The sequence below is a fragment of the Frigidibacter sp. SD6-1 genome, from assembly GCF_030143255.1.
Lineage (GTDB): Bacteria > Pseudomonadota > Alphaproteobacteria > Rhodobacterales > Rhodobacteraceae > TMP-24.
Genome location: NZ_JARJNR010000015.1, coordinates 1 through 25,313, shown reverse-complemented (window position 1 = coordinate 25,313; position 25,313 = coordinate 1). Strand labels below are relative to the sequence as shown.

Genomic DNA, 25,313 nt, shown 5'->3' with positions numbered 1-25,313 from the left:
GGGGCTTTGCCCCTGCTTTAGGCCGTTCGGTCCCGCTTTACCAGCGCCCCTTCAGCAGGCCGGTGAAATCCACCGGACCCGCCTGCCCGGTCAGCCGCGCCCGATAGATCGGCAGGCTTTCGGCCACGCGCATCACGTAGGTCTGGGTCTCACGGAAGGGGATGGCCTCGATCCAGTCGACCGGATCGACGCCCTTGGCACGGGGATCTCCAAGGCTCGCGATCCATTTGCGCGACCGTCCCGGCCCGGCATTGTAGCCGGTCGCGACCAGAAGCGGCGAGGTGCCGAACTCCTCGACAAGCCCCGCCAGATAGGCCGAACCGAGCGTGGCGTTATAATCGAAGTCGCTGCCAAGCTTGCCGCGGTCAAAGCCCACGCCCACTTTGGCCGCCATCATCTTGCCGGTCTCGGGCATCACCTGCATGAGGCCAAGCGCGCCCACGGACGACACGGCTTCGGGGTTGAACTCGCTTTCCCGGCGCGCGATCGAAAGTGTCAGCTCGGTCGGCACCGGCAGGTTCAGGTGATCGAGGCCTACGAGCGGAAAATAGGCCGAGGGCCAGATCACGCCCTTGTCGGCGGCGGCCTTGGCCAGCACCACGCCGATATAGGGCTCGTTCGCCTCAAGCGCCATGCCGGCGATCCGGCCGATATCCTCGCCCGAGAGGCTTTCGGCGAGATGCAGGAAGAAGCGCGCGGCCAGCTGATGTTCGCCCGCCTGCATCAGCAGCCGCCCGGCCTTGAAGACCGACGATCCGGCGAAAGACGCGTCCTGCCAGCCGGGATAGGCCTCGCCGCCGACAAGGGCGGCCGACAGCGGCAGGCCCGCCTTTTCGGCCGCAAGAAGCCCGTAGAAGGCGGTCTGATAGCGCGCCGCCTCGGCATAGGCGGCCTGGGCGTCGCCCGCGCGGCCTGCGGCCTCGTAGGCGCGGCCCAGCCAGTAACCGGCGCGGGCGAGGCTGATCGGCCCGTTCACCGCGGCCCTGTAGCGGGCGAAGTGTTTCAGCGCCGTATCGGCGTCGGAAAGCTTCCTGAGCGCGATATAGCCCGACAGCCATTCGAGGTCGGCGTAATCGTCACCACTCGCCAGATGATGGTTCGCCGCCATCCGGTAGGCGCGGCGCGGGTCGCCTTCGCGCATTTCCTTCCGCGCCAGCTTGCGCCGCCAGTCGGCCCACGCTTCCGGATCGCCGAGGTCCTCGGCACTTCCCGACCGTTCCAGCATCAACGTCCCGGCATCGGCATAAAGATCCTTGCCGATCCGCCAGCGGAACCGGTCATAGGCGAGGCCGGCCGAGCCTTTCATGCGTTCCGGCACCGCCTTGATCAGCGCATCCACGCCATTCGCGCGTTCCTGCAAGGCGATCCGCGCCTCGGCGACCGCGCGGGTGCCCGCACTGGCAAGCGGCAGCACGCGTTTGGCATCACCGGTAAGCCCTGCCTTCAGCATCGCCGCCACCCGACCATCATGATGATCGGCCAGCACCTCGCCGAACTCGGCAAGGAATGTCGCCTGATCCTCGGGCCGGATCGGAAGGGTGCGCCAGCCCCTGATCACTTCTTTCGCCGCCGCCGCCCCGTCGCCCTGTGCCCGCAAGGCGAGGGCGAGCGCTAGGCAACCCTGCCCGGACTGCGGTGGCTCTTCGGAGAAATAGGAGATAATCAGCACCGGGCTCAGCCCGTCGGTGATCGCCGCTTCGCCCTTCTTGCGCAGAAGTTTCAGGCCCGGCCAGTCGGGGCGGCGGCGCAGAAAATCGACATAGGCCGCGAAAGAGGCGGACTGCTCGCGCAAATATCGCCATTCGATCACATCGGCGGCGAGCGCCCCGCCGCCGCCCGCCTCGGACAGTGCCGTGTTCCAGTCACCGGCGTCGGCTGCGGCGATGGCCGCGCGCAGCGATGCTGCCTCGTCGGCGCGCGCCGCGCCGCAAAGCGCAAGGGCCGCGGCCAGCGCGGTGGCGAAAAGGACCCGGATCATGCTGCCTCGTCGACTGCTTCGTTCTTGTTTCGGCAAATTTACCGCGGCGGCGGCGCCGCGCAACACACAAACTTGGCAAGGCGCGCAGATAGGGCTAGGTTCCGCCGCGATTTTCATCCCGGGCGTCCTGCCCCATCCTCAAGGAGCGTGTCATGTTCAAAGGGTCCTTCCCAGCCCTCGTCACGCCGTTCAAGAACGGCGAGCTGGATCTGGACACGCTGAAGAAACTCGTGGACTGGCATGTGGCCGAGGGCTCGCACGGGCTGGTGCCGGTAGGCACCACGGGCGAAAGCCCGACGCTGTCCCACGAGGAACATGTGATCGTGATCCGCGAGGTGGTGAAGGCCGCAGCCGGGCGCATTCCGGTGATCGCCGGGGCGGGGTCCAATTCGACGGTGGAAGGCATCGGCCTTATCAAAGGCGCGGAAGAGGCTGGCGCCGACGCGGCGCTCGTCGTGACGCCCTATTACAACAAGCCCACCCAGCGCGGCCTCTACGCCCACTACAAGGCGATGCACGACGCATCGTCGCTGCCGATCATCATCTACAACATCCCCGGCCGCTCGGTCATCGACATGACGCCCGAGACCATGGGCGAGCTGGCGAAGCTGCCGCGCATCGTGGGCGTCAAGGATGCCACCGGCAAGATCGAGCGCGTAAGCCAGCAGCGTGCCGCTTGCGGGCGCGATTTCATCCAGCTGTCGGGCGAGGATGCCACCGCGCTTGGCTTCAACGCCCATGGCGGGGTGGGCTGCATCTCGGTCACCGCGAACGTCGCGCCGCGCCTCTGCGCCGAGTTTCAGGAAGCCACGCTGCGCGGCGATTTCGCCAAGGCGCTGGACTATCAGGACCGGCTGATGCCGCTGCACGAGGCGATCTTCATCGAGCCGGGCCTCTGCGGCGCCAAATACGGCCTGTCGCGGCTGGGGCTTTGCTCCGAGGAGGTGCGCCTGCCGCTGACCGGTCTCCTCGACACGACCAAGGCAAAGATCGATGCCGCCATGCGGCACGCGGGCCTGATCAACTGAGGCATCCGGCGGGTCGCCCCGCCGGACCTTTCAGCAGCCGCCCAGCACCTGCGAGACCACGCCCACCCGGCAGACCTTCATCGGCTGGGCATGACCGGTTTCGACGCCGGCGAAGGCGAGAAGGGCGAAAAGCGTGGCGATGAGTGTGGCTTCCTGCATGATGGGCTCCGATCCGTTGTTCATGGATCGTTCTAGCCGTTAACCATTAAATCGCGGTTACCGGAACATTACCGGAACATTAATCGGGCGCGCGGCGATTGCGCAGGCAACCTGCTGTACGGAAACACCTTATTCGATGTGAAGCGTTGCGCTTTCAGGTCGTTCAGCCGCCTCGCTCGCCCTTTCTTCGGCGGCGGCGCGCGGTTTGCGCATCATCACGAAACGTCCCGACTGCGCGGGCGATTTCGGGAAGTGCCAACGCCCCTCGATCCGGGTACGCGCCGGGTTCAGCTCTCCCTGATAGCGGGGATGATCGCCCTGATCGAAACCGACATAGCGCTTGATGAAACTGACGCGCAGGCCGTTGTGGTCGCCGTTCAGGACCGCACTCAGGATCGTGCCCTGATCGGGGCGGAAACTGTTCGGTTCGGTCACATCGCCGGTCAGGCTGCCGCCCGTATCATGGAGGTCGACCTCGAACGGCACCGGCTCGGCTGCGCCCTGATAGTCGTAGCGGCCAAGCCAGCGGCCGGTCAGGCTGTCGTTCCGCCCTGTCATGGGTTCATGCCACCAGCTGTTCGGCGCGCTTCAGATCGACACTGACCAGCTGGCTGACGCCCTGTTCCTGCATGGTCACGCCGAAAAGCCGGTCCATGCGGCTCATCGTCACCGCATGGTGGGTGATGATCAGGAAGCGGGTGTCGGTGCGCCGCGTCATCTCGTCCAGAAGGTCGCAGAAGCGCGTGACATTGGCATCGTCCAAGGGCGCATCGACCTCGTCGAGCACGCAGATCGGCGCGGGGTTCGCGAGGAAGACGGCGAAGATGAGCGCGAGCGCGGTCAGGGTCTGTTCGCCACCCGAGAGAAGCGACAGAGTCGCGAGCTTCTTGCCGGGCGGCTGGCACATGATCTCGAGCCCCGCTTCCAGCGGATCGTCCGATTCGACCAGCACGAGGTTCGCCTCGCCACCGCCGAAGAGATGGGTGAAAAGCAGGCGGAAGTTTTCGTTCACCTGCTCGAAGGCGGTCAGCAGCCTTTCGCGGCCCTCGCGGTTGAGGCCCGCGATCCCGGCGCGCAGCTTCTTGATCGCCTCCTCGAGGTCGGCCTTTTCCTTGACCAGCGTGTCATGTTCGGCCTGGACTTCCTTTGCATCCTCCTCGGCGCGCAGGTTCACGGCGCCCAGCGCGTCGCGCTGGCGTTTCAGGCGGTTCACATCGGCGTCGAGCACCTCGGCGTCGGGCATCTTTTCGGGATCGGCGTTCAGCGATTGCAGAAGCGTGCCCGGCGTATTGTCGGTTTCCTCGCGGATGCGCTCGGCGGCATAGGTGACCGTCTCGCGCGCGGCGTCGGCGCGGGCCTCTGCCCGGGCGCGGGCCTCGCGCGCCTCCGATGCTCCGCGTTCGGCCTCCCGCTCCGCGTCGGCCGCTTGTCGCATGGCGGTCTCGCCCTCGGCCAGCCGGTCGGCGGCGGCCTTGCGGCGGGCCTCGGCCCTGTCGATCGCATCGCTGAGTTCGGCCCGTTTGGCGGCGATTTCGGCGGGGGCGGAGGAGGCGGCCTTCAGCTCCGCCTCGGTGGCGTCGCGGCGTTCGGTCAGTTCGGCGGTGCGTTTTTCGGCATTCTCAAGCCGCAGTTTCCAGCCCGAGATTTCCTTGGTGATCTCCTGTCGGCGCCGCAGCCGCGCCTCGCCCTCGCGGCGGAGTTCGTCATGGGCGGAGCGCTTGGTCAGCATGGTGACGCGCGCGGCCTCGACCGTCAGCTTCACATCCTCGACCTGCGCGCGGGCGGCGTCGAGGTTGGGCAGCGCCGCAACCCCGGCCTCTGCCTCTTTCAGCCGGGTCCGGGCGCCCATCGCCTCTTCCTCATGGCGGCTGACCGCCAGGCGCGCGCTTTCCAGCTTGCCGCCCGCGATCGACCTGTCCGCCTCGGCGCGGGAGAGCGCCCGGCTCGCATCCGCCATGCGGCGGTCGGCCTCGCGGCGCGCTTCGCGCGCAGCCGCATCGGCGCGAGTGGCTTCGGCAAGCGTGCGGGTCAAATGCTCATGCGCCTGCCGGGCGCCTTCGGCGCGGGCCGCGACCTCTTCGAGGTCGCGTTTCAGTTCGACAAGCCGGTTGAGCTGCTGGAGCCGCAGCGCCGCCGCCGACGGCGCATCTTCTGCCGCCGCGCGGAACCCGTCCCAGCGCCAGACATCGCCCTCGACCGAGACGAGGCGCTGGCCGGGCTTCAACGCGGCCTGCAGGCGCGGCCCGTCGGCGCGCGCGACGAGGCCGATCTGGCCGATGCGCCGAACGAGCGCCTCGGGCACGGTCACGAGATCGGACAGGGCTTTCGCGCCCGGCGGCAGGGCTTGCGCCTCGCGGTAGGCGGGCAGGACCGCCCAGCCGCTGCCCTTGTCTCCCTGGACTTCCGGCGCACGCAGATCGTCGGCAAGCGCCGCGCCCAACGCCTTTTCATAGCCGGGCTGGACGCGCAGACGGTCGAGCATCTGCTTGCCGGTCTGAGCCTCGCGTTCGACGAGCTTGGCAAGCGCCGCCACCTCGGCGCGCAGCGCCCCGGCCTCGCCTTCCGCCTCGGACCGCGCAGCGCGGGCGTCAGTTTCGCGCGCCTGGGCCTCGGTACGCGCCTCATCGGCCGCTTTCAGCGCCTCTTCGGCGGCCTCTGCCGCCGCGATTGCTCCGGCCTGGGCGGCCTCCGCCGCCTGATGGTCGGTGCTGGCGCGCGCCAGTGCCGCCTCTGCCTCGCCCGCCTGTGCCCGGGCGCGGGTGGCTTCGGCTTCGTTCTTCTCCACGGTGGAGCGGCTGTCGGAAAGAAGCCGGTGCGCCGACTGATGGCGGGCGGACAGGCGCGCAACATCCTCGGTCAATTCGGAAAGCGTCGCTTCACGGTTCTGCAGGACCTGCGCGGCCTCCGCCGCCTCGGTCGCCGCCCCTTCCAGTCGGCCCTCGTGGCCCTCGGTCGCCTTGGCGATCTGGCCCTGCTCCCACTCCAGGCGCTGGATCGTCTCGCCCGCGTCGCGGTTTAGACCCGCCTCGCGGTCGAGATCGCGGGAAAGTTGTTCAATCCGGCCCTTCAGCGTCTCGATCATCTGGAGCGCCTGGGCTTCCTGATCCTTCAGCGTGTCGCGGCTGACCATCAGGCGCTGCAGGATCGCACCCGCGACCGCTTCTTCCTCGCGCAGGGGCGGCAGCCGGTCCTCGGCCGCTTCGCGGGCTTTCGTCCCGGCGCGGGCGGCAGTTTCCGCCTGCGCCGCGGCGGTGGTGCGCGCCTTCAGATCGGTTTCGGCCGCAAGCCGCGCCTGATCGGCCTCGCGCCAGCGACGATAGAGAAGCATGCCTTCGGCGCGGCGCAGTTCCTCGCCGATCTCGCGGTAGCGGGCGGCCTGACGGGCCTGACGCGCCAATTGCGCAAGCTGCTGGGCGAGTTGTTCAATCACATCGTCGACGCGCAGCAGGTTTTGCTCCGTCCCGTTCAGCTTCAATTCCGCCTCGTGGCGGCGCTGGTAAAGGCCGGAGATGCCAGCCGCCTCTTCAAGGATGCGGCGGCGGTTCTTTGGCTTTGCGTTGATCAGTTCGGCGATCTGGCCCTGCCGGACGAGCGCGGGCGAATGCGAGCCGGTCGAGGCGTCGGCAAACAGCATCTGCACGTCGCGGGCGCGGACATCCTTGGTATTGGCCTTGTAGGCGGAACCGGCATCGCGGGTAATACGGCGGACGATCTCCAGCTGGTCCTGATCGTTGAAGCCAGAGGGCGCCAGCCGTTCGGTATTGTCGATGGTGATGACGACTTCGGCGAAATTGCGGGCGGGCCGGGTGGCGGCGCCGGCGAAGATCACATCCTCCATCCCGTCGCCGCGCATCGCGGTCGGGCGGTTTTCACCCATGACCCAGCGCAGCGCCTCCAGAAGGTTCGACTTGCCGCAGCCGTTCGGGCCGACGACACCTGTCAACCCTTCATGGATCAGCAAGTCCGTCGGATCGACGAAGCTCTTGAAGCCGTTCAGTCTGAGGCGCGTGAAACGCAATGGGCGGGTCCGGTCTGATTCCCTTGGGCTCAGGAATCCTTGGACGGATGGGCCCGTGAGTCAACGGCGTTCCACAGGATATGGGGATAGATTGGCAGTTATCCCCAATATGTCGGGCTCAGGCGGCCTGCGCGGGCTTGAAGCGGGCAGTGGACCGGTCGCAGGCATAGGCCTCGATCATCGGATAGGGATCGCGGGCAAGCTGATCGACCGCGCCGATGATCAGGTCTGCCTTGGCATCGTCGGCCAACGCCGACAGGTTGAGCCGCGTCCAGCCCGGTTTCTCCATCTCCTCGCCCGACAGGATCGCGGCGCGCAGCGCCTCGGACTGCGCTTCGTCGATGCCGAGCAGGCGATGGGCATAGGGCCCCGCACAGGCGCAGCCGCCACGCGCCTGCACGCCGTGGCAGTCCGACAGCATGCGGGTGAAAAGCTGCTGATGGACATAGCCGCCAGCGCGCGGATCACGGATGCGCAGCGAGAAGATCGGCAGGCGGCGGGCTGCATTCGGATCGCCGATGATCTCGATGTTCGGGTTGGCGGACCAGACGCTCAGCGCGCGCTGGCGCAACTCCTCATGGCGCGCGTCCATGAAGGCCTGCCCGATGGCCTCCTTGACCAGAAAGGCGAGGCCCGCGCGGATGTCGCCCACGACATTGGGCGTGCCTGCCTCTTCGCGGACGGCGACATCAGCGGAGTAGTCATGCGCCCAGGGCGAGACGAAGCGGACGGTGCCGCCGCCGGTCGCGGTGGGCGTCGTGCGGGCAACGGCGGCGCGGCGGACGATCATCACGCCCGAGGCGCCGGGGCCGCCGATGAACTTGTGGGGCGACAGGACCACGGCGTCCTTCTCGGCATCCGTTCCCGCCCGCATGTCGATGGGCAGGTAAGGCCCGCCGCCCGCATAATCCCAGACCGCAAGCGCGCCGAAGAGTTTCAGAAGGCGCGTGACCGGATCGGGGTCTGTCACGATGCCGGTAACGTTCGAAGCGGCCGAAAAGGCGCCGATCTTCAGCGCGCCCTTCTCAGCCGCGGACAGCGCCATGGCCAGTGCCATGAGGTCGGGACCGCCGGTTTCCGCCTCGGGGATCTCGATGACCTCAGCCCCGCTCTCGCGCCAGGGCAGGATGTTCGAATGATGCTCGTAAGGCCCGATGAAGACCACAGCCCCCGGCCCTGCCGCAGCTTCGCGCACACCGAGAAGACCGACCAGCCGGTTGAGACCGGCGGTCGCACCAGAGCCGGTGAAGACCGTGGCGAAACTTTCATCCGCGCCGCAGGCACGCGCGACAAGCGCACGCGCCTCGCGGCGCATCTTCGTCATCCGCTCGCCGCACCAGGAGGCTTCGGTATGGCTGTTGGCATAGAAGGGCAGAACCTCTTCCATCATGAAGCGCTCGACCTGCCGGAGCGCGCGGCCCGAGGCGACATAGTCTGCATAAACAAGTTTCTTTGCCCCGAACGGCCCCTCGATCTCGGCGCCTTCGCCAATCAGGCCGTCGCGCAGGCGCTGGATATGGTTCCGCCCCCGAAGGCTGGTGGCGAAGTCGCTGAAGAAGCTGGTCTTGGAAGCGATGGTCATCGGGGCCTCTGGCGGACGCTGGAATGGATCAAGGCAATGATGATTGAAGTTAGTCGCGATTTCATTATCATTATTTGCATGGTTTTCTTCATTATCGGGTCAAATGATCGAACATGCCGGAAAAAATAGATCAGATTGATCGGGCGATCCTCAGGGTCTTGCAAAAGGACGCCAGCCTGTCGCAACGCGATCTGGCCGAAAGGGTCGGCCTGTCGCAGAATGCCTGCTGGCGGCGATTGAAGGCGCTGAAGGACAGTGGACTGATCACGGGCGAGACGCTGAGGCTCGACCCGCAAGCGCTCGGGCTCGGGCTGACGGTCTTCATGATGATCCGCACGAAACATCACGGGAAAGAGTGGCTGGATCTCTTCCGTCGCGAGGTCTCTGCCATCGCGAACGTGATCGACTTTTTCCGGATCGCGGGGGACTATGACTACATGCTGAAGGTCGTGGCGCGTGACATGAACGATTTCGACCGGGTCTATCAGCGGCTGATCGAAAAGGTGGAACTGGATACGGTCACCTCCTGCATCACGATGGAGGCAATCGTGAACGGGCGCGACCTGCCGGTGTGACGGATCAGCCGTCGGGCGCGTCGAGGCTGAGGCCAAAACGCCCGCCCGCGACCGGCCGCGCCTCGAATCCGCGCTTCAGATAGAAGGCCGCCGCCGCATCATTGCCCGGCGCGGTCCCGACCGAGAGGTAGGAGCAGCCAAGCGAACGGGCGAGCCCGACCCCGGCGTCGATCAGCCGAGCGCCAACGCCCTGCCCGCGCCAGGCCGGCTCGACATATAAGTGATGCATGTCGAGCCCGCGGCGCGCATATTGCAGAAGATGCAAGGGCAGGAAGGCCGCATAGCCAACCGGACCGCCGGGTGCGCCGGCGACCAATATCCGGCACCAGGGCGAGTCGCCCAGCGAATCACGGATGAGCATCCCTTCGGTCGCTTCAGCCCTATCGCCGTGATGCGCTGCCAGCGACCGGATCATTGCCAATACCGCGCTCAGATCGGCCGCCTGCATCGGCCGCACCTCCGTCTCTGCCATCCTGCAGATCTCCGCCGTTTCGCGCAGCTTGCGCGGGCGAAAGCCCGCCGGTCAAGCCGGTGACGGGTACGCGCTGGCGGCACTCCGCCGGGCGCAGGGCGCGTTCCGGCGACGTTTCGCCCTCGCGCCACCGACCTGCCGATTGTGGGCTCGACGCGGCCTGTCATCCCGACGCAGTCTCCCAGAACTATCGCCAATCGCCGGGCTGTGCGGGCCCGCCAAATCGACCGGAAAGCCATAATTCGGCCGCAACTCCGGCCCCACCTGCATGACCCGAGGAGACAGACATGACCCTATCGGCAACCGAGCAATATCTTCTGGAACTGATCAACCGCGGGCGGCTTGCTCCCGATGCCGAGGCGGCGCGCTTCGGCATATCGCTGAACAGCGGGCTGAGTGCGGGAACGATCAGCAGCGCGGCCAAGCAGGTCCTTGCCCCGAATGCGCTGCTGGAAGCCGCGGCAACCAAACATTCGCAATGGATGCTGGCGACGGACATATTTTCGCATACCGGATCGGGCGGATCGTCGCCCGGCGCCCGGGCAACGTCCGAAGGTTACAGCTGGGCGCGCCTTGGCGAGAACATCGCCTGGCGCGGCACGACCGGAACGCTGAACACCCAAGCAACGATCGATTCGATCTACGAGGGCCTCTTTCGCAGCGCCGGGCACCGCACCAACACGCTCGGCGACGGTTACCGCGAGCTCGGCCTCGGCGTGGAGACGGGCCAGTTCACCTCTCGCGGCACCACCTACAACGCGATGATGGCCACCGAGAATTTCGGCACCTCCGGCAGCAAGACCTTCCTGACCGGCGTCGCCTATAACGATGCCGAGAAGGACCAGTTCTATTCGATCGGCGAGGGCCAGGCTGGCGTGCGCTTCAGCGCGAGCGGATCAACTACGACGACCGCAAACGCCGGGGGCTATGCGATCGGCTTGACCGGCGCGAAGGGCGTCGGCGTCAGCGGTACAGTCGGCGGAACCAGCTTCTCGGCAAAGGTGGATATGGACCATGGCAACGTGAAGCTCGACGTAGTGAATGGCGACCTGTTCCGCACCTCGGGCAACATCACCCTGGGGGCGGGGATCCAGAAGGTCGAGCTTTTGGGTATCGATGATCTGAATGCCACCGGCAACAGCGCTGCCAATGTACTGATCGGCAACCGCGGCGATAACCGTCTGCACGGCGGGCAATCGAACGACTATCTCGATGGCAAACTGGGAAATGACATCCTGACGGGCGGCTACGGCGCGGACAAACTGCGCGGCAATATGGGTGATGACTATCTTAGCGGCGATCGTGGCAATGACACGCTCGGCGGCGGGTGGGGCACTGATCGATTGGTCGGCGGCGCGGATGCGGATCGCTTCATCTTCAATGCGCGCGACTATCACGACACGGTCATGGATTTCTCGGCTGCACAGGGCGACCGGCTGCAATTCGACGATGCGCTCTGGGGGAATGTGGCCATGACTGCGTCGCAGGTCGTGTCGACCTTCGCACATGTGGTTGCGGGCGGCGTTCTGTTCGACTTCGGTCAGGACGAACTGCTGCTCGCCGGGCTGACCTCCACCTCGGGCTTGCAGAACTACATCGACATCGTCTGAGCCCTTGACCGCGCCGCCCGGCCGTCGCCAAATCTCGCAGTCAGATCGGGGAGGCGGCGATGGACGGCGGCGCGGGTCATTGTCTGTGCGGAGCGGTCAGCTACCGGTTCGAGGGGCCGCCGAACTGGCAGGCTCATTGCCACTGCGAAAGCTGCCGACGCAACTGCTCCGCGCCCTTCACCAGCTATTTCGGCGTGAACCACGGCAAGTGGCGCTGGACGGGGACCGTGCCGCAGGTCTACGCCTCCTCGCCCGGCGTCCGGCGGCATTTCTGCGCGACCTGCGGCACGCCGATGGCCTTCGAAGGCGAGGCCTGGGCGCATGAGATCCATTTCTATGCCGCAAGCCTGGACGATCCGTCGGTCTTCGAACCCAGTCTGCATGTGAACTGGAACGAACATCTGCCCTGGGTGAAGCTCGACGACGGGCTGAAGCGGATGCGGACGCCGCGCCGGATGCGGCCGGACGAGGATTTCGGGCCGGTTCTGGCGCTGATCCGGTCGGCATTCGCCTATATGGACGTGCGGATCGACCCGCCCTCCTCGGTCCACCGTCTGACGGCGGACGCGATGGCCCTGCGCGCGGCGACCGAAGAGATCTGGGTGCTGGAGGACCTCGGTCAACCGGTCGCTTCCATTATCCTGACGCCGAAGGCCGATCACCTCTATCTCGGCAAGCTGGCGGTCGCGCAGGACTATCGAGGTCAAGGACTGGCGCGGCAACTCGTCCGGCATGCGGCGACGCGGGCGAAAGCGCTCGCCCTGCCGGAACTGCGGCTGCAGACACGGGTCGAACTGCAGGAAAATCATCGCGCCTTCGGGGCGATGGGCTTCACCGAGACCGGCCGGTCCGCGCATCCGGGCTATGACCGGCCGACCTCCATCTCCTTCACGCTCCGGGTCTGAGCCCATGCGGCGCCTGATCGCGCTGGCCGCCCGCACCGCCATCGCCAACCACCGGCCCGAGGGGCACCTCGACACCGACGGGTCAAGCTGCCTCCGCTCTGGCTGAATCGTCGGGCACAGGCATACCCACCCAGCCGCACAGTTTACCCCATTGCCCGGCCCCGCCCCCCGTCCGATAAGGGGCGGCGGAAGGATGAACCGATGACCCAGCGCCTTACACGCGACCTGATCGGGCGGCTGCCCGAAAGCGTGCCCGACCCCGGCCCGATCGCGCGCGGGCAGGTGCCGGAGGATCATTACCCCACGATCGCCCGGAAACTTTTCGAGGCCCACCGCCGGACCGGCGCGACACGGTTCTTCGCCATCGGATCGCTCATCTGGAAGCCCCGCCCCTATTTCGCCGGGATGGAGCCCGCCCGCGTCCATGGCTGGCACCGCGCCTTCTGCCTGGGCCCGGACACCCGCTATCGCGGCAACCCCGACGCCCCCGGCCTGATGCTGTCGCTTGACCGGGGCGGGTCGTGCAAGGGGATGGTGATCCGGCTGAAGGACGATGTGGGCGAGGCGGAGCTTCTCGACCTCGTGCAGTCCGAACCGCCGCCGCCACCGCATCCGGTGACCGCCCATACCGCCAACGGGCCGGTCGCGGCCTGGGCCTTCGCCTGCCCGCGCGACTATGCGGGCTATGTCAGCGGTCTGTCAGACGACGAGATCGCCGACCGGCTCTCTTGCTGCGTCGGCATGCGCGGCACGATGGCGGAATATGTGCTGAACACGATCGAACATCTGGAAGAGGCGGGCATCCACGACCCGATGCTCTGGCGCATGCAGGCGCTGATTGCCGAGCGGTTGGCGCTCAGGCTGACCTTTCCTGCCGCGCCCTGATCCGCTCACGCCACAGCGTGAAGAGCCCCGCGCCAACGACAATGGCCGCGCCAACGACCAGGTTCGGGCGCAGCGTTTCGCCGAAAAAGGTGACACCGAGAATGGCAATGAAGGCAAGTTGCAGATAGGCGAAGGGCTGCACGGCGGACGCCTCGGCGACCGCAAGCGCCCGGATCATCAGGAAATGCCCAAGGATCGAGGAACAGCACAGCGTCGCCATCCAGACCCAATCGCCCGGCGTCATCGGCGACCAGTGCATGAGGCCGAAGGGCGTGATCGTCACCGCCCCGGCGATCCCGGCCCAGAAGAAGGTGACCGACGGCGCATCGCCCCGCGCGACATAGCGGGTCAGAAGCCCATAGAGCGCGAACATGAAGGCGCCGAGCAGCGGGATCAGCGCATAGGGCGAGATCACCCGCCCGCCCGGTTCGAGAATGATGATGATGCCGAGAAAGCCCATGCCGATCGCCGTCCAGCGCCGCCAACCGACCTTTTCGCCCAGAAGCGGGCCGGAGAGGGCGGCGACAAGCAACGGGTAGCAGGTGAAGATCGCATGGGTCTCGACCAGTCCGAGCCGCACGAAGGCCGCGACGACCACGCAGATTTCCAGCGCCAGCAGGACGCCGCGCGCGATCTGCAACAAAGGATAGCGCGACCGGACCGCCGCCCTGATCCCGCCCGGCTGGCGCGCGGCGAGGAAAAGCACGAAGGCCGCGAAGGCCCAGAAGCGGATCGTCACCACCATGAAGACCGAATAATCCGTGCCTAGATGGCGCGATATCCCGTCCTGCAACGCGAAGACCAGGCTGGTGAGCGACATCAGCAGGATGCCGAGGCGGGTATTCTGTTCGGTCATTGGCCCCGTTCGCCCCCGTCCGGATACCGGCCCACCGACATGTGCCGCTTGCGTCCGTATCCCGCCCGCCGCTCTACCTGAAACCCCGCCGCCTGCAAGGCCCTGCGCACGAAACCCGCCGCGGTATAGGTGGCGAATGTGCCGCCCGGCGCGGTGTGGCGGGCGACCTCTGCCAGTAGGCCCTCGCCCCAAAGCTCGGGGTTCTTGGCGGGCGAAAAGCCGTCGAGGAACCAGGCGTCCGCCTTCGCCCGCCACTGCGGCAGCGACTCGCGCGCGTCGCCGACGATCACTTCGACCGTCACCGGCCCAAGGTCGAACTGCCGGCGCCGTGCCGCCCAGTGGTCCAGCAGCGGGCCGGCCACCGCACGCGCCTCCGGAAAGGCCCCCAGCGCGCGCGCCATGTCGCCCGCGGGCATCGGGAAGGCTTCGAAGCTGGTGAAATGAAGCTGCCCCGCGACCCCGGTAGCCTGCCAGGCGATGAGCGTCGCGAGCAGATTGAGCCCGGTGCCGAAGCCCAGTTCGGCAATGCGGAAGCCGTCGCGGAATCTCTCCGGCAGGTGATTGCCGCCAAGGAAGACATGCCGCGTCTCTGCCAGCCCGTCGGCCTTGGAGAAATAGGGATCGTCGAAGAGGGCCGAGACCGGCACACCATCGTCAGTCCAGCCGACCCGCTCGCTCTGGTTTTCCGCTGCCATCTGCCCTAGACCTTCCGGCCGCGACCATGGCGAAGGGCGGCAGGATTGGCAACGGCGGACATCACCGTGATGGGGGGCGGCATCTTCGGCCTCGCCACCGCATGGGAATGCACGCGCCGGGGCGCAAGGGTCCGGCTGATCGAGCGTGACCGGATCGGCGCGGGATCGTCGGGTGGGCTTGTCGGCGCGCTCGCCCCGCATGTGCCGGAGGCCTGGAACGAGAAGAAGGCGTTCCAGCTTGCGAGCCTACTGACGGCCGAAAGCTTCTGGGCCGAGGTGAAGGCGCGGTCGGGGATCGACCCGGGCTATGCGCGCCTAGGCCGCCTGCAGCCCCTTGCCGACGCGGATGCCGTCGCCCAGGCCGAACGGCGGGTGGAGAGTGCCAGCACGCTATGGCGTGGCGCAGCTGAGTGGCGGGTGGAGCGGGGCGCGGACTCCTGGCGGGGGCAAAGCCCGACCGGTCTCTGGGTCCGCGATACCCTCTCGGCGCGCCTGCATCCCCGCCATGCGGCGGCGGCGCTTGTGGCGGCAATCCGCGAGGCGGGAGGCGAGGTCATCGAACAGCAGGGGCTTGAGGATCGACCGCCGGAGCCGGTCGGGAAAGTCCTCTGGGCAACTGGCGTCCAGGGCCTCGCCGCTCTCTCGGCCGATCTCTGCCGCCCGGTCGGGACCGGCGTGAAGGGACAGGCGGCGCTCTTCGCCTGTTCGGCAGCGAAACGGCCTCAGCTCTTCATCGACGGGCTGCATATCGTGCCGCATGGCGACGGTACGGTCGCGGTGGGATCGACGTCGGAACGGGACTGGCAGGACGACAGCGCGACCGACGATCAGCTCGACCGGCTGATCGGCAAGGCGCGCGCCGCTTGCCCGATGTTGGCCGACGCGCCGGTGATCGACCGTTGGGCCGGCGTCCGGCCGCGCGCCTCGACCCGCGCGCCCCTTCTCGGCCCCTGGCCGGGGCGCGAAGGGCATTATGTCGCCAACGGCGGCTTCAAGATCGGCTTCGGCATGGCCCCGAAAGTGGCCGGGGTGATGGCCGACCTGATGCTCGACGGGCGTGACGCGATCCCCGAGGGATTTCGCCTGCACTGACACCGCTGCAATCCGCAAGCACCGGATCGGCCGCAATCCGAAATCTTTCAGAGATTTCGGACCGGATTTCGCATCGAAATCCGGCGCCCCTCACGACTTGCCGAGCACCCAGTCGAGCGCCCGGCCCGGCAGGATGCGCCGCGCCGCGCCCATCAGGTAGGTCGGTGTCGTGACATAATAGCGCGGCCTGGGATTGCGCGCCTCGAGCGCCTTCAGAAGCTTCGCCGTCACCGCCCCGGCCGGCAGTTCGAACCGGTCGGGCTGGCCGGAATGTTCATAGAGGCGTTTCAGCAGCCCCGCCTCGTACTGGGCGCGGCGCGGACTTGCCCGCCAGTCGATCCAGCGTTCGAAATGCGGGATCGCGTTCACCCTGATCCTCGACGTCACTGGCCCCGGCTCGATCAGCACCGCGCGGATCGGCGTGTCGGACATCTCGAGCCGCAGCACGTCCGTCAGACCCTCCATCGCGAATTTGGTGGCGACATAGGCGCCGCGCCAGCGGATGCCGACGAGGCCGAGGACGGAGGAACAATTGACGATCCGCCCATAGGCCTGCCGCCGCATCACCGGGATCACCCGGCGGGTCAGCTCGTGATAGCCGAAGAGGTTCGTCTCGAAGATTTCGCGAAGCGCGCCGGTCGGTAGATCCTCCACCGCGCCCGGGCAGGCGAACGCGCCGTTGTTGAAGACCGCGCCCAGCGTGCCGCCGGTGCGCGCCAGCACCTCCTCGAGAGCCGCATCGATGGAGACCTCGTCGGTGTAATCGAGCCGGAAGCTTTCCAGCCCTTCGGCGCGAAGCCGCTCGCAATCCTCCTCCTTCCGGCAGGTGGCGAAAACGCGCCATCCCGCGCGCTTCAGCCCGTGGGCCGCGTCGTGGCCGATGCCCGAGGAGCAGCCGGTGATGAGAATGGATCTGATGGTCGTCATGTCTGCCTCGCGCGCGCCTGCCCCTCGCTAGGGGCAATCGCGGGCCAAGGCAACCCGCCGTCAGCCGCCGCTGCCGATGGCATCGCCCAGAAAGACTTCGGCCACATAGCCCTCGGCGCCAGTCTCGGGACAGCGCACCTTCAGCCAGCCTTCACCCGCACGGGTGACCACGGCAACCTCGGACCCGTAGCTCAGCACCGCCAGTTCGGGCGCGACGGTCGAGGGGCCAGACCGAAGGCTGGCGCGCGGCGCCTCGACCACCATGCGCGCGCCGCGCCGCAAAGACGCCCGAGAGCTTGATGCCACCGCCAAACATGCCAAGCCCCATCGACCCGAAACCCGCCGCCATCGACAGCGCGCGCCGGTCGGCGCGCTCGACCGGGCGGGCGGGCGGCATGATCGGCTCTGCATGAAGACGGGTGTCGGCCGGTTCGGGCAGCGTGCGCAGCCAAAGATCGCCGCCGACCTGACGGTCGTCCGGCGGCCCCGCGACCATTGCCATGCGAAAGGGATCAGCCGGCGGCAGCGGGTCACGCGCCCGTTCGGGGCCGACCTCCATGAGGACCGGAACGAGAAAAAGCACAAGACAGGCACACCAAACCCAGTACAGCCCTGACCGGACCATATCACCACCGACGCAACCAACAGCTTTCCCGGCGCGTAGCCAACCACCGATCCGGCAAGGCAGGCAAGGAAAATGCGCATGTGCCATGGCTCCGGGGCGCCGCAGCGCTGAGGATCGGGCACATTCATGCATCCCGCGCGTGACTGTGCATGAACATCCTCGCTGTCGATGCGAAAACCGCCGGGGCGGCGGCGGTCGAGCCACGAAAACCCGCTGGACCGCCCCGCTCGCGCGAATTACACGGGGGGCATGAGCGAACCCGGCGACGACGATATCCCGCTTTCCGCGACCACCTCCGAACCGCTGAGCCGGGCGATCGGCGAGCGTTATCTGACCTATGCCCTCTCGACCATCATGCACCGGGCGCTGCCGGACGCGCGCGACGGTCTGAAGCCCGTCCACCGCCGCATCCTGTATGCGATGCGCGAGCTGAAACTGTCGCCGACCGGAGGGTTCCGGAAATCGGCGAAGATTTCGGGCGATGTGATGGGCAACTATCACCCCCATGGCGATGCGGCGATCTATGACGCGATGGCCCGCCTCGCCCAGCCTTTCGTCATGCGCTATCCGCTGGTCGACGGGCAGGGCAACTTCGGCAATATCGACGGCGACAACCCGGCCGCCTCGCGCTACACCGAGGCGCGGCTGACGGCGGCGTCAGAGGCCCTGATGGAGGGGCTCGCAGAGAATGCCGTCGATTTCCGCCCGAACTACGACGGCACGCTGGAAGAGCCGGTCGTCCTGCCCGCCGCCTTCCCGAACCTGCTGGCCAACGGCGCGAGCGGAATCGCGGTCGGCATGGCCACCAACATTCCGCCGCATAACCTGCATGAGCTGATAGACGCCTGCCAGCTGATGATCCGCGACCGGCAGGTCACTGACGAGGCGCTGGTGGCCCTGATCCCCGGCCCCGATTTCCCGACGGGCGGCGTCATCGTCGAACCGCGCGAGAATATCCTCGACGCCTACCGTACCGGCCGTGGCGCCTTCCGCCTCCGCGCCCGCTGGTCGGTCGAGGATCAGGGGCGCGGTACATGGCAGATCGTTGTCACCGAGATCCCCTATCAGGTGCAGAAATCGAAGCTGATCGAACGGCTTGCCGAAGTGATCCAGCTGAAGAAGGTTCCGGCGCTGGCCGACGTGCGGGATGAGAGCGCCGACGATGTACGTATCGTCCTGGAGCCGAAATCGAAGAATGTCGATCCCGAGATGCTGATGGGCATGCTGTTCCGCAATTCGGAACTGGAAGTGCGCTTCTCGCTCAACATGAACGTGCTGATCGACGGCAAGACGCCCAAGGTCTGTTCGCTGAAGGAAGTACTGCGTGCCTTCCTCGACCATCGGCGCGACGTTCTACAGCGCCGCGCGCAGCACCGGATGGCGAAGATCGACGCGCGGCTTGAGGTGCTGGAAGGCTTCATCATCGCCTTCCTGAACCTCGACCGGGTGATCGACATCATCCGCTATGACGCCGACCCCAAGCGCGCGCTGATGGCCGAGGACTGGGGCAAGACGCATGTGCGCGCCACGTCCGAGAAGGATTATGTCTCGCCTGTCGACGGCGACGGCGAGCTGACCGAGGTTCAGGCCGAGGCGATCCTCAACATGCGCCTGCGGTCGTTGCGCAAGCTTGAGGAGATGGAGCTTCGCCGCGAATATGACGCGCTTTTGAAGGAACGCGCCGATCTGGAGGATATGCTCGCCTCCGAGGCCCGTCAGTGGAAGAAGATCGGCCAGGAACTGGCCGAGGTGCAGAAGACCTTCGGCAAGGACCGCCCCTTCGGCGCGCGCCGCACCACCTTCGCCGATGCCGCCGAAGTCGAGGAAGTGCCGATCGAGGCGATGATCGAGCGCGAGCCGATCACCGTCATCTGTTCGAAGATGGGCTGGATCCGCGCGATGAAGGGTCACCAGCCGCCCGGCACCGAGGTGAAGTTCAAGGACGGCGACGAGGGGCGGTTCTTCTTTCATGCCGAGACCACCGACCGCATCCTTCTTGCGGCGGCGAACGGGCGGTTCTTCACGCTACTGGGCGCGAACCTGCCCGGCGCGCGCGGCATGGGGGAACCGGTCCGCCTGATGGTCGATCTGCCGAACGATGCCGAGATCGTCGATCTTCTGGTCTACCGGCCGGGCGAGAAGCTGATCGTCGCCTCGGACGCGGGCGACGGGTTCGTCGTAGCGATGGACGAAGTGATCGCCCAGACCCGCGCGGGCAAGCAGGTGATGAACCTTTCCGACGGCGCGGTCATGGCGGCAGTCAAGCCCGTCGCGGGCGATCACGTGGCGATCGTCTCGAAGAACCGCAAGCTTCTGGTTTTCCCGATTTCAGAACTTCCGGAAATGGGCCGTGGCAAGGGCGTCCGCCTGCAGAAGTACAATATGGCGCGCGGTCGTCAGGGCGTGCTGGAGCTCGACGGTGGGCTGTCGGACGTGACGACCTTCGATCTGGCCAAGGGTCTGTCCTGGCCGATGTCGAACGGCAATACCCGGACCGAGGACATGCGCGACTGGCTGGCCAAGCGCGCAGGCGTCGGCAAGACGCCCCCTCACGGCTTCCCGCGCGACAACAGGTTCGGCTGAGGCAGCTTTTCCTGGCCGGAACGGAAAACGCCGCCTGTGCGAACAGGCGGCGTCAAACATTTTGTCGATCGTCCGTGCTTACTGCAGCGCGGCGGCGGCGGTCTTGATCTGCTCCACCGCGGCGACCGCCATCTCTTCGGTCGCATCGATCGGGCCTTCCGGCACCGGATCGGGCATGGCGATGATCAGATCGTCAAGTGCCGAGGCCGCCGCCGTCACGGCCGGTTTCACCGCCGGATCGCTGGAGGTTTCCAGCGTGCTGATGACCGCACGCGCGGACAGGATCTGGCCCCAGGCGTTCTGGTAATGGACCATGTTCTTGACCTGGCCTTCCTTCAGGCCCTTGCCCAGCGACTGCGCGGCAAGCGAGGTCTGCATCTCGACCGCCGACATGACCTGCTTTGGCGAGGGCGCCAGGCCGTTGCGAGCCATGGCCAGGCCGCGCACCACGTTCAGATAGGCACCTGCCACCTGACCGGGCGAGCTGGCCATCTCCAGCGCACGGATGCCCTCGTCGAAGGCGGGCAGGTTCTTGGCCTGCAGTTGCGGGGCCATCGGCGAGTAGACATCCTTCCGCGCGATGCGGAAATGTTCGATCGCGCCCTTGCGATCCTTGTACTGATAAAGCGTCATGCCGGCCTGCAGGCGGGCATCAATCGAACCGAGCGCGATCAGGAGGTCGACGATCTCGTCGCCGGTGGTCGCCTGGGTTGCCGTCGCGGCCGCAAGCACCAGCTCGTCGGACCCCTGCGGCGGCAGACCCTTGGCCGAGCCCGCGATGGCCGATGTCGTCCCCAGTCCAGACACCGCACCTGCGAGCGCGAAGGCGATCCATACAGCCGGCCGGGTGGACCGGATCTGTTCGTCCTGTTTCATCTGCGTTTTGCTCCAGTGTTTCGGGTAGCAGCGTGTGACACGCCTTGCCGCCTCAACGCCCCGATCCACCAACACGGATCAATCAGGGTCGAATCGACGGATTGCCTCTCTTCACTGGAAAATGTGTTTTCTTTGGGGTCTGCGTTTGGCCTTCCAACGCCAACAGCCCAGCTCGTCAGACGTCGGAACGCCGCCCCGTTTCAGGCGGCGTTCTGTGGGGTCTCACACGCCTTAGTTGGTCGCGACACCCTGCTGACCTGCAACGGCCGACGCCATCTGTTTGATCTCCATGGCTACTTCGCGCACGGTGACGCTGCTGAGTTCGACCGGCGCGGAGGGATTTGCCTCTGGCAAGGCGACGACCAGGTCGTCGATAAGCAGGGACGCCTTCGTACCAGACTTCCTCAGCGACGGCTCGCTCGCGCTCGCGAGTTGGCTGGCGCTGGCCGAGGCAGCCAGAAGCAGCCCCCAAGCGCCCTGGAAGGCCACGGGGTCGGTCACACGGCCGCCCGAAACGCTCTTGTCCAGCGCATCGGCCACGGCCTCCACCTCCATCGCGAGAGCGGCGAACTGCTGATCGGAGGTCGCACCCAACCCGATGGCAGCGTCAGACAGAGCCTTGCGAACCTCCAGATATTTCTTAGACATTTCAACGGGTTCGCCAAGAGTGGCAAGGTCGGCGAGCGCATCTGCCATCGCGGGCATCTGGCGGTCGGCAAATTGCGCGGCGAACTCCGGATAAGTCGTTTCTGCAACCGCCTGGAAGTGACCGCGCGCCGCTTCTTCATTTCCCTGATTGAAGAGGTCCATCCCGACGTCCAGGCGCGCACCGATATGCGCGAGACCCACGAGCATGTCCACAACCTCGTCGCCGCTGCCAAAGATGACTGCCTGGGCAAGCCAGAGTTGTGCGTCGGGTTGTGCCTTGCCCTGCACCGATGTCCCGGCCTCTGCGGCAGATGCGAGTATTGCGGTGCTGGCGACGAACGCGAGCATCCGGGTGACGGTCAGAGAATTCGGGCGGGCCGAACGGGCAGTCGTGATGATCATGGCTATCTGTACCTTTGGTATCGTACGGGCGGCGCGGCGGCGCCACGCAAGGAAAAACATGGCGCGGCGACCGGGCCGCTTTCTGTGGTGCGGCGGCCTCCTGCAGCCGAAATATGGTTGCATTGCGAGGAAAATGTGCAAAATTTGGTGCGTGCACCGAATATCGGCAAAAGTTTCATGCTGCATTGCGGCAGCGGTCTTGAAACGACGGTAGACCGCGAAAAACCGACCTGCCTGCGTTATTGGCCGCGCCCCGCCACGTGAAGCCAGACACCGCCCTGCGGCCGAAGCGTGAGAATAAGGACGGGTTCGGGCCGACGATCCCCGACCGGCGTGAAGCGGAAGCGGGCAAGCAGCGTCGCCAGCACGATCACGGCTTCCTGCAGCGCGAAGGACGCGCCGATGCAGATGCGCGGCCCGCCGCCAAAGGGCAGATAGGCAAAGCGGTCGACCGCCTTGATGTCCGCAAACCGGCCCGGAGCGAACCGGTGGGGATCGGGCCAAAGCAGATGATTTCGGTGCAGCGCGTAGATCGGCAGCATGATCGTGTCGCCCGGTCGCACCTCGCGACCACAAAGCTCGTCCGCCGCCACTGCCGTCCGCGACAGGAAGGCCGCGGGCGGATAGAGTCTCAGGGTCTCGTCGATGATCTGGCGGCAATAGGGCAGCGCGGGCAGGTCCGTCACACGCGCCGCCCGCCGATCAAGCGCTGCACGCGCCTCGACAGCGGCGCGGTCCTGCACTGCGGGGTCGAAGGCACAGAGATAGAGGGCCCAGGAAAGCGTCAGCGCCGTGGTTTCATGCCCCGCGACGATGAAGGTGAGAAGATTGTCGCGCAACTCCTCGGTCGTCATCTTGCGCCCGGTTTCGGGATCGGCGGCATCCAGGAGAAGGTCAAGAAGGTCCGGCACCGGCCGCGCCCCGGCGCCGCGGCGATGCTCGATCGCCCGGTCCGCCATCGTCTTCATCTGCCGCATCGCCCCGCCGCTGAACAGCCGCGAAGGGCGCGGCACCCAGGGCGGCGCGCCGACGATATCAAGGAAAGACACCCGCGCGGTCGAGGCGATATAGCCGTCGATCGCCCGGTGGACGGCGGCGCGGTCGAAGGCATCGTCACCCGAAAAGGTGACATCGGCGATCACCTCGAAGGTGGTCGCGACCATCTCGGCGTTCAGATCGGCCGGGCCGCCCGAAACACGCGAGACCCGTTCGGCAGCGCGTTCGGCGGCGGCCGTCATCACCGGCGCCAGAGCCTCGACATGGCGGGGCGAGAAGGCGGGCGCCGCCGCCCGCCGCTGCCAGAGCCAGTGCGCACCCTCGGCGATGAAAAGGCTTTGGCCGATCGCCGGGCCGAGGATCATCTTGGTCACGTCGGATTTCGGATAGATCTCCAGCCGGTCCTTCAGGATGCGCCGGTTGGCGCCCGGGTCCATCACCATATGCCAGCGCTTCACCGTGCGCCCCGAAACGATCGGCTGGCGGGTGGCGATCTCGGGGATCAGTTCCAGCACGTTGCGGCGCGCGGTGGTGAAGCTTTCCCACACACCCTTGGGCCGGGTGTGAAGCGGCACCTGCACCGGCAGGTGCGAGGTGCCGTCCGCCGTCCGTCGAGCCATATCGAACCTCGTCCTTCACGCCTAACCTTAGGCGGCAATCGCCCGCGGTCAATGCGACACCATTGCCCGGCGACGGCCAAGCGGCTATGCCCGTCGGGAAAGTTACCGGGGGACTTCATGTCGAACTTGCTGCGTCCGCTCCTTCTTGCCGCCATCGCGGCGCTCGCCGCCTGCGCCGGCCCCGACATGACGAAACCTGCGAAACCGCTTGGCGATTTCCGCCTCGGCTACGGGATCGTGGTTGCCGACAATGCCCAGGCCGTCGGCCCCTCGCGCAAGGCGACGGCGGATGAGTGGGAAGAGGTGGTGAAAGCCTCGCTGCACAAGCGCCTCGACCGCTACGAGGGCGAGAAGCTTTACCATATCGGCGCGGGCATCACCGCCTATGCGCTGGCCGTGCCGGGCGTGCCGCTCGTCCTCAGCCCGAAATCGGTGATCGTCGCCAAGGTCGATGTCTGGGATGACGCGATTTCAAAGGTGATCAATGCCGAACCTAAGGAATTCACCGTGTTCGAAGGTCTATCGGGCTCCACGGTGATCGGCTCGGGCCTGACGAAATCGCGCGAGGAGCAGATGCAGACGCTGGCCGACAATCTCGCCCTGAAGATCGAGGAATGGCTCTACGAGAACCGCGCCTGGTTCACGCCCGAGGCGGTCGCGGCGCGGGCGGCACTTGCGGCCGTCCAGCCAGCACAGCCAGCACAGCCTGCGAAGCCTGCAAAGCCCGCACCTGCACCGGCGCCCGCCAACTGACGCCACAGTCCTGCCCGTGACGCCATACAGGGCATCGCGGGCAGCAAGCCGTCAGCGCGCGCCGATCGCCGCCCCGACATGGCTGTGGATCGCCGTCACCTCGCGCTGCGTCAGGCCGAGCGCATTCGCGAGTTCCATCAGATAGCGGCCCTCGGCCCGGCTATCGAGGTCGATCGCCATGAGCGACATCGTATAGACCTGCGCCTGAAGCCCGTCTGGCACTTGCGCCACAAGGCCCCTGACATCGACCGGCGCCGCAAGTTCGCGTTTGACGAAGGCCATCTCTTCGGCGGTCGCTCCACCGAGATTGTCCATCAGCCGCTTCTTTTCCGCCTCGTCGATCCGGCCATCTGCCTTCGCTGCCTGAATCATCGCCTTCAGCATGAGCGCCGCTGCCGCTTCCTGACTGCGCGAGGGCTGGATGGTAGGCTCGCCGCCGTTGCGGAAAGCATCGTTCAAGGTCTCGCCAAATCCCCTGCTCGCCGGTCCCGCAGCGGCGCCGCCGAGGATGCCGCCCAGAAGATCGCCAAGGCCGCCGCCGCCGGGGCCGCCAAGCTTGCCCAGAATATCGTTCAGCCCGCCGCCCCGGCGAAGCCGGGCCGCCGAAACGCCCGTCGGCGTCGGTTCCGAAACCGCCGCCGGTACCGGCTTGAGCATTGCCACCTTTCAGCGAGCCGCCGACACCTTTCACGACCAGAACAGCGATCGCGACCTTCGCAAGCGTTCCCATGAGACTCATCTTGTCCTCCCTCTTGCTGAAGCCAGCCTACAATCTGTCGGCGCCCCTGTCCTTCTTCCATGGGAAGCTTCGCCCGCGCCTTCCATCATTAAGGATGTGGGGCACACTCCGCCGCGCCGCCCTCCACCTCCCAACTGGCGCTTGATTTTTCGCGCCCCGGTGGGTAGTCAGCGCGCGCAGATGAAATCGGGTCCTTTCGGGCCCCATAACCCATGAGGCTCCCGCGCTATGGCAAAGGCAAAGTTTGAACGGAACAAACCGCACGTTAACGTTGGCACGATCGGGCACG

The 25,313-nt window shown here is 66.6% G+C and carries 22 protein-coding genes; 8 read left to right on the top strand and 14 right to left on the bottom strand.

From position 1 onward, the window contains the following. Window positions 1-37: 37 nt before the first annotated feature. Window positions 38-1,978: a lytic transglycosylase domain-containing protein gene (locus tag P0645_RS18375; protein WP_284166007.1), complete on the bottom strand. Its 1,941-nt coding sequence runs from the start codon at window positions 1,976-1,978 to the stop codon at window positions 38-40. Window positions 1,979-2,130: 152 nt separating this feature from the next. On the opposite strand from P0645_RS18375, the gene dapA reads away from it, so the two are divergent. Next, the gene (gene dapA, locus P0645_RS18370; RefSeq protein WP_284166006.1) at window positions 2,131-3,006 is read left to right on the top strand and encodes a 4-hydroxy-tetrahydrodipicolinate synthase; all 876 of its coding nucleotides are present in this window, start codon (window positions 2,131-2,133) and stop codon (window positions 3,004-3,006) included. Window positions 3,007-3,036: 30 nt separating this feature from the next. On the opposite strand, the gene P0645_RS18365 is transcribed toward dapA, so the two are convergent. The 4 genes from P0645_RS18365 to P0645_RS18350 all read right to left on the bottom strand — a co-directional run bounded on the left by P0645_RS18365 (window position 3,037) and on the right by P0645_RS18350 (window position 8,765). Next, the gene (locus tag P0645_RS18365; RefSeq protein WP_284166005.1) at window positions 3,037-3,189 is read right to left on the bottom strand and encodes a hypothetical protein; all 153 of its coding nucleotides are present in this window, start codon (window positions 3,187-3,189) and stop codon (window positions 3,037-3,039) included. Between the two features lie 105 nt (window positions 3,190-3,294). After that, window positions 3,295-3,723, bottom strand: coding sequence for a hypothetical protein (locus P0645_RS18360; RefSeq protein WP_284166004.1), 429 nt, complete (start codon window positions 3,721-3,723; stop codon window positions 3,295-3,297). A gap of 4 nt (window positions 3,724-3,727) precedes the next feature. Further along, entirely contained in the window at window positions 3,728-7,183 is a 3,456-nt protein-coding gene (smc, locus tag P0645_RS18355) for a chromosome segregation protein SMC (RefSeq protein ID WP_284166003.1), read from the bottom strand. Between the two features lie 118 nt (window positions 7,184-7,301). Next, window positions 7,302-8,765 (bottom strand): aminotransferase class V-fold PLP-dependent enzyme, encoded by a 1,464-nt coding sequence (locus P0645_RS18350; protein WP_284166002.1) that lies wholly within the window; start codon window positions 8,763-8,765, stop codon window positions 7,302-7,304. Window positions 8,766-8,878: 113 nt separating this feature from the next. Between P0645_RS18350 and P0645_RS18345 the strand changes: the two genes are divergently transcribed. After that, entirely contained in the window at window positions 8,879-9,340 is a 462-nt protein-coding gene (locus P0645_RS18345) for an Lrp/AsnC family transcriptional regulator (protein ID WP_284166001.1), read from the top strand. Between the two features lie 4 nt (window positions 9,341-9,344). On the opposite strand, the gene P0645_RS18340 is transcribed toward P0645_RS18345, so the two are convergent. Further along, window positions 9,345-9,812 (bottom strand): GNAT family N-acetyltransferase, encoded by a 468-nt coding sequence (locus P0645_RS18340; protein ID WP_284166000.1) that lies wholly within the window; start codon window positions 9,810-9,812, stop codon window positions 9,345-9,347. A 287-nt stretch (window positions 9,813-10,099) separates the two neighbouring features. Here P0645_RS18340 and P0645_RS18335 point away from each other — a divergent pair, with 287 nt between their 5' ends. From P0645_RS18335 to P0645_RS18320, 3 genes are all read left to right on the top strand, one after another. Continuing rightward, on the top strand, window positions 10,100-11,422 hold the full coding sequence (locus P0645_RS18335) for a CAP domain-containing protein (protein WP_284165999.1): 1,323 nt from the start codon (window positions 10,100-10,102) through the stop codon (window positions 11,420-11,422). A gap of 59 nt (window positions 11,423-11,481) precedes the next feature. Continuing rightward, entirely contained in the window at window positions 11,482-12,327 is an 846-nt protein-coding gene (locus P0645_RS19330; protein ID WP_349775097.1) for a GNAT family N-acetyltransferase, read from the top strand. Window positions 12,328-12,528: 201 nt separating this feature from the next. After that, window positions 12,529-13,212 (top strand): gamma-glutamylcyclotransferase, encoded by a 684-nt coding sequence (locus P0645_RS18320; protein ID WP_284165998.1) that lies wholly within the window; start codon window positions 12,529-12,531, stop codon window positions 13,210-13,212. On the opposite strand, the gene P0645_RS18315 is transcribed toward P0645_RS18320, so the two are convergent. Then, window positions 13,184-14,068, bottom strand: coding sequence for a DMT family transporter (locus tag P0645_RS18315; protein ID WP_284165997.1), 885 nt, complete (start codon window positions 14,066-14,068; stop codon window positions 13,184-13,186). The two genes, P0645_RS18320 and P0645_RS18315, sit on opposite strands and share 29 nt — an antisense overlap. Beyond that, on the bottom strand, window positions 14,065-14,763 hold the full coding sequence (gene mnmC2, locus P0645_RS18310) for a tRNA (5-methylaminomethyl-2-thiouridine)(34)-methyltransferase MnmC2 (protein WP_284165996.1): 699 nt from the start codon (window positions 14,761-14,763) through the stop codon (window positions 14,065-14,067). The genes P0645_RS18315 and mnmC2 overlap by 4 nt, the downstream gene beginning before the upstream one ends. A 45-nt stretch (window positions 14,764-14,808) precedes the next feature. Here mnmC2 and P0645_RS18305 point away from each other — a divergent pair, with 45 nt between their 5' ends. Further along, window positions 14,809-15,855 carry an NAD(P)/FAD-dependent oxidoreductase gene (locus P0645_RS18305; protein WP_284165995.1) on the top strand — a complete coding sequence of 349 codons (1,047 nt, stop codon included), beginning with the start codon at window positions 14,809-14,811 and terminating at the stop codon, window positions 15,853-15,855. A gap of 90 nt (window positions 15,856-15,945) precedes the next feature. Here P0645_RS18305 and P0645_RS18300 read toward each other — a convergent pair whose 3' ends face one another. Together P0645_RS18300 and P0645_RS18295 are read right to left on the bottom strand one after the other, a co-directional pair. Further along, window positions 15,946-16,782, bottom strand: a complete 837-nt coding sequence (locus P0645_RS18300; protein ID WP_284165994.1) for an SDR family NAD(P)-dependent oxidoreductase — start codon at window positions 16,780-16,782, stop codon at window positions 15,946-15,948. A gap of 60 nt (window positions 16,783-16,842) precedes the next feature. Further along, window positions 16,843-17,046 (bottom strand): SH3 domain-containing protein, encoded by a 204-nt coding sequence (locus P0645_RS18295; protein ID WP_284165993.1) that lies wholly within the window; start codon window positions 17,044-17,046, stop codon window positions 16,843-16,845. A gap of 610 nt (window positions 17,047-17,656) precedes the next feature. Between P0645_RS18295 and parC the strand changes: the two genes are divergently transcribed. Next, a complete protein-coding gene (gene parC, locus P0645_RS18290) occupies window positions 17,657-19,990 on the top strand; it encodes a DNA topoisomerase IV subunit A (RefSeq protein WP_284165992.1) in 2,334 nt (777 codons plus the stop codon). Between the two features lie 78 nt (window positions 19,991-20,068). On the opposite strand, the gene P0645_RS18285 is transcribed toward parC, so the two are convergent. The 3 genes from P0645_RS18285 to P0645_RS18275 all read right to left on the bottom strand — a co-directional run bounded on the left by P0645_RS18285 (window position 20,069) and on the right by P0645_RS18275 (window position 23,532). Continuing rightward, the gene (locus tag P0645_RS18285; protein ID WP_284165991.1) at window positions 20,069-20,866 is read right to left on the bottom strand and encodes a hypothetical protein; all 798 of its coding nucleotides are present in this window, start codon (window positions 20,864-20,866) and stop codon (window positions 20,069-20,071) included. 231 nt (window positions 20,867-21,097) lie between these two features. Further along, window positions 21,098-21,916: a hypothetical protein gene (locus P0645_RS18280; RefSeq protein ID WP_284165990.1), complete on the bottom strand. Its 819-nt coding sequence runs from the start codon at window positions 21,914-21,916 to the stop codon at window positions 21,098-21,100. A 239-nt stretch (window positions 21,917-22,155) separates the two neighbouring features. Next, window positions 22,156-23,532, bottom strand: coding sequence for a cytochrome P450 (locus tag P0645_RS18275; RefSeq protein WP_284165989.1), 1,377 nt, complete (start codon window positions 23,530-23,532; stop codon window positions 22,156-22,158). Between the two features lie 117 nt (window positions 23,533-23,649). On the opposite strand from P0645_RS18275, the gene P0645_RS18270 reads away from it, so the two are divergent. Continuing rightward, the gene (locus tag P0645_RS18270; RefSeq protein WP_284165988.1) at window positions 23,650-24,285 is read left to right on the top strand and encodes a hypothetical protein; all 636 of its coding nucleotides are present in this window, start codon (window positions 23,650-23,652) and stop codon (window positions 24,283-24,285) included. 51 nt (window positions 24,286-24,336) lie between these two features. On the opposite strand, the gene P0645_RS18265 is transcribed toward P0645_RS18270, so the two are convergent. Beyond that, window positions 24,337-24,942 carry a tellurite resistance TerB family protein gene (locus tag P0645_RS18265; protein WP_284165987.1) on the bottom strand — a complete coding sequence of 202 codons (606 nt, stop codon included), beginning with the start codon at window positions 24,940-24,942 and terminating at the stop codon, window positions 24,337-24,339. Window positions 24,943-25,313 lie beyond the last annotated feature (371 nt).